Raw genomic sequence first — 7,903 nt, forward strand, 5'->3', positions numbered from 1 at the left:
AAGGACCCGCACCATGCTCGACTTCCTGCTGCGCATCGCCAACCTCTGCCGCAAGGAACTGCTCGCGATCCTCAAGGACCCCGCGAGCCGCGTGATCCTGGTCGTGCCGGCGCTGATGCAGAGCCTGATCTTCGGCTACGCCGCCACCTACGACCTGAGCAACGTGCCCTATGCGCTGCTCGACCAGAGCCATGGCGGCGCGGCCACCGAGCTGGTCGCGCGGCTCGACGGCACCGGCGTGTTCCACCGCGTCGCCACGCTGCGCACCCAGGCCGACATCCGCGAGGTCATCGACACGCAGAAGGCGCTGCTGGTGGTGCAGCTCGGCCCCGACTTCGAGCAGCGGCTCGCGGCCGGCCAGCGCGCGCCGGTGCAGCTGATCCTCGATGCGCGCAACTCCAATACCGCGGGCTCGGCCGCGGGCTACGTGGGCGCGGTGGTGGAGCGCTACAACGCCGAGCTGCGCAGCCGCGCGGGCCTGGCGCCGGCGCCGCTGGCCGTGGAGTCGCGCGCCTGGTTCAACCCCAACCTCGAGACGCGCTGGAACCTGCTGCCCGGCATGATCGCCGCGCTCAGCATGGTGCAGACGCTGCTGTTGACCGCGCTGTCGGTGGCGCGCGAGCGCGAACAGGGCACCTTCGACCAGCTGCTGGTGACGCCGATGTCGCCGCTCGAGATCATGATCGGCAAGGCGCTGCCGCCGGTGCTGGTGGGGCTGGTGCAGTCCTCGCTGGTGCTGCTGGTGGCGCGCTTCTGGTTCGGCATACCGATGGCGGGCTCGCTGTTCACGCTCTACACCGGGCTGGTGTTCTTCACCGTCGCGAGCGTGGGCATCGGGCTGTCGATCTCGGCGGTGTCGGCCAACATGCAGCAGGCCATGCTCTACACCTTCGTGCTGCTGATGCCGATGATGCTGCTGTCGGGCCTGACCACGCCGGTGCGCAACATGCCCGAAGTGCTGCAGATGGCCACGCTGGCCAATCCGCTGCGCTTCGCGATCGACCTGGTGCAGCGCGTCTACCTCGAGGGCGTCGGGCTCTCGACGGTGGCGGCCAATCTCATTCCGCTCTCGGTCATCGCCGTGGTCACGCTGCCGCTGGCGGCCTGGTTGTTCCGGAACCGGCTCGCCTGAGCGCGCGCCATTCCACGTCTGGAGAAGAAGACATGTCCATCCCTCATGCCCTCGCGCCGCTGGTGCTCGCCCTCGCGCTGTCGGGCTGCGCGGTCGGCCCCGACCATCGCCCCGCCGAGGCGCCGGCCCCCGCCGACTGGTCGGCCTGGCACGGCGGCGCCGATGCGCTGCTCGGCGCCGAGCGGCGCGCCGGCGCCTCGGCCGCCGCCAGCGACTGGCAGGCCTTCGGCGATCCGCTGCTTGAGAGCCTGCAGGCGCGCGCGCTCGCGGCCAACCACGACCTGCAGACGGCCGCCCTGCGCTTCGCACAGAGCCGCGCGCAGCGCAGCGCGACCGCGGCGCAGCGGGGGCCGCAGCTCGAGGCGAGCGCAGGCATCAACCGCCAGCGGCAGAGCGAGAGCGGCGCGGCCACGCGCATGATCGATGCGCTGGGTTCGTCGGCCAGCAACCGCGAGCAACTGATCCGCTCGCTGTCGCAGCCCTTCGACCTCTACCAGGCCGGCTTCGACGCCTCGTGGGAGATCGACCTCTGGGGCCGCGTGCGGCGCGCGGTCGAGGCCGCCGATGCCGACAGCGCCGCGTCGGCCGCGCTGCTGCGGCAGGCACAGCTCAGCGTGCAGGCCGAGGTCGCGCGCAACTACGTCGAACTGCGCGGCAGCCAGCGCGAACTGCAACTGGCGCGCGCCGACCTCGCGGCCGCCGGCGAGTCGCTCGAGCTGGTGCAGGCCCGCGCGCGCGGCGGCCTCGTGACCGAACTCGACCCGGTGCGCCAGCGCGGCCTGCTGGCCGAGCTGCGCGGCCGCATTCCGGCGCTGCTTCAGCAGGAGGCGCAGGCGATGAACCAGATCACGCTGCTGCTCGGCGCCGCGCCGGGCGCGCTCAATGCCGAGCTCGGCGCGCCGGCCGATGCCACCGCGCAAGACCGCGCCCTGCCCGCACTCGCGCTGGGCCTGCCGGCCGAACTCGCGCGCCGCCGGCCCGATATCGCCGCGGCCGAGGCCCAGCTGCATGCAGCCACCGCGCGCGTGGGCGTGGCGGTGGCCGAGCTCTATCCGCGCGTGACGCTGGGCGCGAGCTTCGGCAACGAGTCGGTGGGCCACGAGCGCTTCGGCGACTGGGGCAGCCGGCAGTGGCAGGTCGGCCCCTCGCTGAGCCTGCCGATCTTCGACATGGGAAGGCGCCGCAGCACCGTGACCCTGCGCGAGCTGCAGCAGCAGGAAGCGGCGGTGGCCTTCCAGCAGACGGTGCTCAAGGCCTGGCACGAGATCGATGGCGCGCTCAGCGCCTATGCGGCCGAACGCCGCCGCCAGGCCGAGCTGGCCGAGCGCGAGCGCGAGAGCGCCGATGCGCTGGCGCTCGCGCAGGCGCGCTACGCGGGCGGGCTCACCGATTTCGGCGTGGCGCTCGATGCCCGCCGCGCCCTGCTGCAGGCCCAGCGCGACCGGGCCAAGAGCCGCAGCCGGCTGGCCGTGGACTGGGTCGTGGTCTGCAAGGCGCTGGGCAGCGCGCCGCCCGAGGAAGCGGTCGCCGCGGCGGCATCGGGGCCGCCAATTTGATACATTGCAACAACGTTTGAAACACAAACACACAATCCATCTAGAATTACTACCGGTTTCGGTAGTTGACGGATGGGTTTTGTCCGCGCGCCCCTGAGGCGCGGCCCGATCGGCACTCCCGGCACCCCCTGCATCGCAGGGCCGCCCGACGGGGGTCGCGCACGGCGAACGGCCGGCTCCCGGCGCCGACCGTTCGCGCTTTGCGCCCCCGCCGCGGGGAAGACCGATGCGAGCCTTCTCCTCGCTGCAAGCCGGTACACGCCGGCTGTGCGCCGCCCTGCTGGGGGCGGTGGCCCTGCTGGTCGCATCGCCCGCGGGCGCGGTCGTGCTCGACGAGATCGGCCGCGGCACCGCCAGCGTCCACCGCCTGAAGTTCTTCGTCGATCCGCAACTCGCGGCCGAGATCGGCGGCGCCGAGGCCGGCCGCCGGCTCGCGCAGTACGTGGCCGACGTGAACACCGTCTTCACGCGCGAATCGGTGCGCGGCTTCGGCTTCGATCCCGCCGCCGACCTGCAATGGATCGCGCCGGCCCAGGCACCGCAGTGCAGCCTTAACGGCCTGGTCAACGGCGAGATCGCGGTCTGCATCAACAAGTCGACGCGCGGCTACAGCCATGGCGGCCTGACGATGAGCTGGACCTTTCCGGCGCGCGGCGCGACCTGGAACCTCAACTGGACCGCGATCCACGACCCGCTGCGGCTGTCGCGCGCCATCGCGCCCGGCGCCGTCGAGTCCACCGAGAAGGACTACCTCGGGCGCCAGCTCAAGACCCTGCTGCACGAACTCGAGCACGTGTTCGGCGCCGGCTCGGGCGAGTACTACAACGCGATCGCGGTGGCCGACACCACCGACGTCGCGCCCAAGGCCGACCTCGACCTCACCAAGCCCGCCGACCGCTACTGGTGGCCGCGCCAGCACTGGCGGCTCGATCCGCTGCTGGGCACGGTGTTCGAGGAGCGCTTCGACCCCGCGGCCAACCGCGTCGCCACGCTCGAGATGATCCGCTTCACCGAGGGCACGAAGGCCAACCTCGACACCGACTGGAGCAACTGGCCCAAGCTCGGCAGCTCGAAGTTCATGGCCGGCACCACCGCCACCCAGGTGCGCGTGAGCGAGCGCGAAGGCGGCGCGGCGCTGCCCGGCGCACAGGTCTGGGTATGGCGCGATCCGGGCGCGGGCAAGCCGCTGGAGCCGATCGCGCAGGGCGTGTCGGACGCGGGCGGGCGCTTCGTCTTCGACTGGCGCTGCGGCTTCACCTGCTTCGCGGTCGGCAAGACCAACCTGCTGGTGAAGGCGCAGGCACCGGGCCGCGCGCCGGGCGCGAGCTGGTTCACCATCTTCGATGCCTTCGAGCAGAAGGCGGTGCGCGGCCAGGCCATGTTCTCCATCGACCTGCCGCTGGGCCTGCCCGACGAGCACAAGCCGGTGGTCTCGCTGGCCGCACCGGCCATGGCGACCGTGGGCCAGCCGGTGACGCTGGCGCCGGTGGCGGTCGACAACGTGGGCGTGTGGGGCCTCAAGGTGATGGGCGCGCAGAGCCTGCCGATCTGCAGCTTCACCGCGCCGCCCTACACCTGCAGCTGGACGCCGACCGCGCCGGGCATGCAGACCATCCGCGTGATCGCGATGGACGCGGCCGGCAACACGGCGCTGGCCTCGGCCAACGTGATGGTCAACCCGCCGGCCGACACGCTGCCGCCCACCGTGGCCTTCGTCGCGCCGCCGACCGCCGCCGCCGGCCTGCCGCTGCGCCTGGCCGCGAGCGCGGCCGACAACGTGGCAGTGGCCGAGCTCAAGTTCATCGCCGACGGCCGCACCGTCTGCACGCTGCGCGCCGCGCCCTACGTCTGCACCTGGACACCGGCGCGCGCGGGCCATGCGGTGATCGAGGTGCGCGCCTCGGACGCGGCCGGCAACATCGCGGCCGTGTCGGGCGCCGTGCGCGTCGATGGCGGCCTGCGGCCCGAGGACCTGTAGCGCCGCTTCTTACATCCCCCGATCGCTGCGCTGCCGCTGCGCCGTCATCAGCGCCGTGTGCATGGCCTCGCGCATCGCGGCCAGCGTGCGGCTGTCGTCGTCGGTCTTGCGCGTGACCAGCGACAGCTGCAGCATCGGCGCGCCGCGACCGAGCCGCACGATGCGCACCGGGTAGGTGGCCACCAGCCCCGGGTCCGCGATCTGCACCACCGAGATCCCGAGCCCGCCGCTGACCATGGCCACGATGGCGGGCGTGCTGTCGAACTCCAGCGTGCCGCGCTTCTCGCGCGCCTGCGTGCTCACGAAGCGCGCGGCCAGCGTGCCGGTGACGGTGGAGCGGTCGTAGCGGATCCAGTCGTACTGCTTGAACAGCGCGGCCACGGAGCTCTCGGTGGCCGTGGGCGGCGCCACCAGCACCAGCTCGCGCCGCAGCATCGGCTGCCAGCGCAGCCGCGCCGAACCGCCGCTCTCGGGCTGCGCCACCAGCGCCGCATCGAGGTCGCCGGCCTTCACCGCCGCGATCAGCGACGCGCTGCGGCCGCGCGCCGGGCGCAGCTCGAGCCGCGGATAGCGCTCGCGCAGCAGCCGCATCGTGGCCGGCAGCACGATGGGCTGCATCGACTCGATCACGCCGAGCCGCACGCTGCCCTCGATGCTCACGGTCGCGCGCTTGCGCAGCGACTCGAGCTGCTGCAGCGCATCGCGCATGACCGAAGAGACCTCGTGCGCCAGCTTCATCGGCTTGACCTGCAGGCCCGAGCGGTCGAACAGCGGCTGGCCCAGGTAGGCCTCAAGCTGCTTCATCTGCATGCTGATGGCGCTGGGCGTGAGGTTCATCTCGTGCGCGGCAGCCGCGAGGGTGCCGCCGCGCAGCACGGCATCGAGCGTGGAGAAGGCATCGATCTTCATCAAATTTCCTTATCTAAGACTTGAAATAGTGTCGCTTTTTCTTTGCATCGCGCGGTCCTAGACTTTTTCGAACGACACCCGAGGACCCGATCGAATGAAAGACACGCAACCCGCCGCCCCCCTCGCCTGGACCGCCGAAGAGGTGCGCCAGGACAGTTCCTGGATCCAGCGCCTCAGCGAGACGGAGGTCGACGGCTTCCGCTCGGCGCTGCGGTATGCGGCCGCGCTCGGCAAGCCGCTGCTCTCGATGACGCAGGCCGACTTCCCGCTGCCCGCGGCCTCGCGCGAAGCGCTGGCCCGCGCCATCGCGACCACGCAGGGCCGCTGGGGCATGTGCCTGCTCAAGGGCTTCCCGGTCGACGAATGGAGCGAGGACGAGACGCGCACCGCCTACTGGGGCATGAGCCTGCACATGGGCGTCGGCCGCACGCAGAACCGCGCCAGCCAGGTCATGAACGACGTGCGCGACGAAGGCGGCGACTACAAGGTCAAGGGCGGCCGCGGCTACAACACCAGCGCCGGCCTCGACTTCCACCAGGACTCGTGCGACGTGGTGGGCCTGCTGTGCCGGCGCACGGCCAAGAGCGGCGGCACCAGCAAGGTCATCAGCTCGATCCGGCTGCGCGACGAGGTTCAGCGCCTGCGCCCCGACCTGATCCCGGTGCTGCAGCAGCCCTTCTTCCACAGCTACCAGGGCACGCAGGATCCGTCGCAGCCGCCGTTCTACCGCTGCCCGATCTTCGGCAGCGACCCGGTGCATTTCGCCGCCCGCACCAACCGCAAGAACACCGATGCGGCACAGCGCGACTTCCCCGAGGTGCCGCGCCTCACGCCGCAGCAGGTCGAGGCCCTCGACCTGCTCGACGCGCTGATGCCGAGCCCGCTGCTGTGCTACTCCATGACCCTGGAGCGCGGCGACCTGCAGCTGCTCAACAACTACGTGACCCTGCATTCGCGCACGCCCTTCGAGGACTTCGAGGCGCCCGACGACAAGCGCCACCTGCTGCGCCTGTGGCTCGCGATCCCCTCGTCGCAACCGCTGCCCGCTGCCTTCGAGGAGTACTACGGCGACGTGCGTGCCGGCGCGGTGCGCGGTGGCGTTCGCGGCAGCGCGATCACCTCCGAGTTCCTGGCCTACGAGCAACGGCAGGCCCAGGCCCTGAACATGCGGCTCGAGCCCTGGCGGCCGAAGCGGCTGGCGGCGGACGCCCTGGCCTGAACCGCGCGCCGGCACCGGCCGGCCCGGCCCCCGATGACAACGAAAGAGAGACAAGCATGCTTCGACGCAGATTCATCGCCGCGGGCGCCACCGCCTCGGCACTCGCGAGCTTCGGCGTTCGCGCGCAGCAGGTCACGCGACTGCTCGTGGGCGCGACGCCCGGCGGCGGCACCGACATCGTGGCGCGCGCGCTGGCGCAGGAACTCACCACGCGCCTGGGCCACCAGTTCATCGTCGAGAACCGCCCGGGCGCGGCCGGCAACATCGCGGCGCTGGCCGTGGCCAAGGCGCCCACGGACGGCAGCACGCTGCTGCTGAGCTACACCAGCCACGCCATCAATGCCTCGCTGTACCCGAGCCTCCCCTTCGATCCGCAGAAGGACTTCACGCCGCTCGCGGGCATCGCCAGCCTGCCGGCCATCCTGATCGCGCGGCCCACGCTCCAGGCCAACGACGTGCGCGAGCTGATCGCGCTGGCCAGGCGCGAACCGGGCAAGCTCAACGTGGCGATCGCGGGCATGGGCAGCGCCAACCACCTCGCGGGCGAGATGCTCAAGCGCGACGCGGGCATCGACATCGTGGGCGTGCCCTACAAGGGCACCGGGCCGGCCATCGCCGATGTGGTGGCGGGACAGATCGACTTGGCCTTCGCGGGTGTCGCCACGGTGCAGCAGCTCGTGAAGGCCAGGCGCCTCAAGGCCCTGGGCGTGACGAGCGAGAAGCGCCTGGCGGCCTTTCCCGACGTGCCGGCCGTGGCGGAAGTGCTGCCCGGCTATGCGTACAGCTCGTGGTATGGCCTGTTCGGGCCGGCGCAGATGCCCGCGCCGCTGGTGGCGCGCATCGCCGACGCCGCGCGCGCCGCGCTGGGCTCCGAGCTCATGCGCGCGCGCTTCAGGGACGAAGGCCTGGTGCCGATGGGCACCGGCCCCGACGAGTTCGGCGCCTTCGTGCGCAGCCAGGGCCTGTTAACCCTATTCAGGGGGTCGCGAAGCTCGCCAGAGCCCGCCCATCAAGGCGCGTGACGACGCGTGTGCGTCCGCACACGCTAGGAGCGCAACGCCGAGGGGCGGGCCTGTCTCTTCTCCCCACCTTACGCTGCCGACAACCGA

The 7,903-nt window shown here is 71.7% G+C and carries 6 protein-coding genes; 5 read left to right on the plus strand and 1 reads right to left on the minus strand.

From position 1 onward, the window contains the following. Positions 1-13: 13 nt before the first annotated feature. The 3 genes from AC07PU_RS08435 to AC07PU_RS08445 all read left to right on the plus strand — a co-directional run bounded on the left by AC07PU_RS08435 (position 14) and on the right by AC07PU_RS08445 (position 4,666). Positions 14-1,132, plus strand: coding sequence for an ABC transporter permease (locus tag AC07PU_RS08435; protein ID WP_495316688.1), 1,119 nt, complete (start codon positions 14-16; stop codon positions 1,130-1,132). Positions 1,133-1,164: 32 nt separating this feature from the next. After that, entirely contained in the window at positions 1,165-2,688 is a 1,524-nt protein-coding gene (locus AC07PU_RS08440) for an efflux transporter outer membrane subunit (RefSeq protein ID WP_495316689.1), read from the plus strand. Between the two features lie 226 nt (positions 2,689-2,914). Then, positions 2,915-4,666: an Ig-like domain-containing protein gene (locus AC07PU_RS08445; protein WP_495316691.1), complete on the plus strand. Its 1,752-nt coding sequence runs from the start codon at positions 2,915-2,917 to the stop codon at positions 4,664-4,666. Between the two features lie 9 nt (positions 4,667-4,675). Here the strand turns inward: AC07PU_RS08445 and AC07PU_RS08450 are convergent, their stop codons facing one another. After that, positions 4,676-5,575 carry a LysR family transcriptional regulator gene (locus tag AC07PU_RS08450; RefSeq protein ID WP_495316693.1) on the minus strand — a complete coding sequence of 300 codons (900 nt, stop codon included), beginning with the start codon at positions 5,573-5,575 and terminating at the stop codon, positions 4,676-4,678. A gap of 94 nt (positions 5,576-5,669) precedes the next feature. Here AC07PU_RS08450 and AC07PU_RS08455 point away from each other — a divergent pair, with 94 nt between their 5' ends. Further along, complete coding sequence (locus AC07PU_RS08455) at positions 5,670-6,794, plus strand: TauD/TfdA family dioxygenase (protein WP_495316694.1); 1,125 nt, start codon at positions 5,670-5,672, stop codon at positions 6,792-6,794. Positions 6,795-6,850: 56 nt separating this feature from the next. Beyond that, positions 6,851-7,816, plus strand: a complete 966-nt coding sequence (locus tag AC07PU_RS08460) for a tripartite tricarboxylate transporter substrate binding protein (protein ID WP_495316695.1) — start codon at positions 6,851-6,853, stop codon at positions 7,814-7,816. The last annotated feature ends 87 nt before the right edge of the window (positions 7,817-7,903 follow it).

This window comes from Variovorax sp. GW821-FHT10D07 (assembly GCF_059415325.1).

Coding starts and splice junctions, on each gene's coding strand:
- AC07PU_RS08460 (WP_495316695.1), top strand. CDS start 6,851: ATGCTTCGACGCAGATTCATCGCCGCGGGCGCCACCGCCTCGGCACTC.
- AC07PU_RS08450 (WP_495316693.1), bottom strand. CDS start 5,575: ATGAAGATCGATGCCTTCTCCACGCTCGATGCCGTGCTGCGCGGCGGC.
- AC07PU_RS08440 (WP_495316689.1), top strand. CDS start 1,165: ATGTCCATCCCTCATGCCCTCGCGCCGCTGGTGCTCGCCCTCGCGCTG.
- AC07PU_RS08445 (WP_495316691.1), top strand. CDS start 2,915: ATGCGAGCCTTCTCCTCGCTGCAAGCCGGTACACGCCGGCTGTGCGCC.
- AC07PU_RS08455 (WP_495316694.1), top strand. CDS start 5,670: ATGAAAGACACGCAACCCGCCGCCCCCCTCGCCTGGACCGCCGAAGAG.
- AC07PU_RS08435 (WP_495316688.1), top strand. CDS start 14: ATGCTCGACTTCCTGCTGCGCATCGCCAACCTCTGCCGCAAGGAACTG.